General features: G+C 45.4%; 3 protein-coding genes. 2 read left to right on the top strand and 1 reads right to left on the bottom strand.

Going from position 1 to position 1331, the window contains the following annotated elements; genetic code table 11:
• Nucleotides 1-282, top strand: a 282-nt coding sequence (locus tag A3761_RS27900; protein ID WP_369808231.1) for a glutathione S-transferase C-terminal domain-containing protein, incomplete at its 5' end; no start/stop codon positions are given.
• Here the strand turns inward: A3761_RS27900 and A3761_RS18165 are convergent.
• Complete coding sequence (locus tag A3761_RS18165) at nt 279-944, bottom strand: DsbA family protein (RefSeq protein ID WP_068507947.1); 666 nt, start codon at nt 942-944, stop codon at nt 279-281. The two genes, A3761_RS27900 and A3761_RS18165, sit on opposite strands and share 4 nt — an antisense overlap.
• Before the next feature lie 156 nt (nt 945-1100).
• On the opposite strand from A3761_RS18165, the gene A3761_RS18160 reads away from it, so the two are divergent.
• On the top strand, nt 1101-1331 hold a 231-nt coding region (locus tag A3761_RS18160), incomplete at its 3' end, for a S1-like domain-containing RNA-binding protein (protein WP_197473103.1).

The following is a 1331-nucleotide window of genomic DNA, read 5'->3' as shown; positions in this document are numbered from 1 at the left end:
CATGAGGACTGCATTAAGGATATTCAACGCATCGACGGCATGTGGCAAGATGCGCTCAACCGCCATGATGGCGATTGGTTGTTTGGAGAGTTCTCCATTGCCGACTGCATGTTTGCTCCGGTTGCTTCCCGTTTTGCGACTTATCAAATTGAAGTATCGGATACCAGCAGAGCTTATATCGACCGCTTGCTTACCCTACCTTCAATGAAGCATTGGTACGAAGCAGCCCTAAAAGAAAAAGAAGTGATCGGAGAAGATGAAGCCGGCACCGACGTAGACTAGCACCAGCTCGCTTCATAGCCCGGTTTCGACAAGACCTCTTTAATATTGGCTCGTAATATTCGGTAACCAACGTTTCCAAAGAGTTCTTGTCGACCATTATTCATAATCCATGAAGGACTGCCTTTAATATTCAGTTCTGCTGCTTTCTGATAGTCGCTCATCAATAGTGCTGCCGCATCACCTTCATCAATCAAGGTTTTTAATGCATCGCTATCCATACCACTTTGCTTAGCCAGCAAGAGCACATTATCAAGCAAGCCCACATCCAGATTATCGACAAAAAAACTTTTTTGCACTAACAGCATTAAATCAGCAGAGCGCTGAGGGCTATACGCTAGCTCACAAGCCTTGAGGACTAAGTGCGCATTCAAAGAGGATTTTGGCCGCACAGTCTTCCAGATTTCCGGGTTAACCGGCGCATTATCATAAGGAGCCGCAGCATCTTGCACATGACGACCGAAGCCTTCGTAGCCACCGCGCTCCCCCCATTGTTTTGCCATTCGCGTTTTCGTATCGCCGAAGAGGTTAATATAGTGTCGGCGCAGCAAAACCTGCTCCCCCCACTCTTCTTTCATTTCCTCAATTCGTCTTTGGGCAATCCACGCCCAGATACACAGAACATCACTAAAGTAATCGATTACCAAGGGCTCGTTATTGTTCACTTAACCTTCCTCTTTTAGCTCACATCATCAATTAAACCTTAACTATATTAGACAATACTAATATAGTTTTAGGAATATACCTAGTGATTGACGTAAAAGAGATGTACACTCTGCGAAAATTACTCCCTCAAATCTGTCTGAACAGGTACGTATACTTTGGCAAAAATCGGTCGCAATAATTTATTAGAAGTTATCAAATTCGAGCCTCAGGGCGCCTACCTACAAGGCGGCTGGCTTGGTGAAATACTTCTGCCAAAACGCTATGTGCCTGAAGATTGTGAAGTTGGTGATCCGCTTAATGTTTTCGTCTACCTTGACTCCAAAGATCGCTTTATCGCCACGACCCAAACACCACGGGCGCAAGTGGGCGAAGTCGCGTTTTTAGAA

This window comes from Oleiphilus sp. HI0123 (assembly GCF_001635315.1).
The sequence above is the reverse complement of the archived record's forward strand: the minus strand, read 5'-3'. Positions and strand labels throughout refer to the sequence as shown.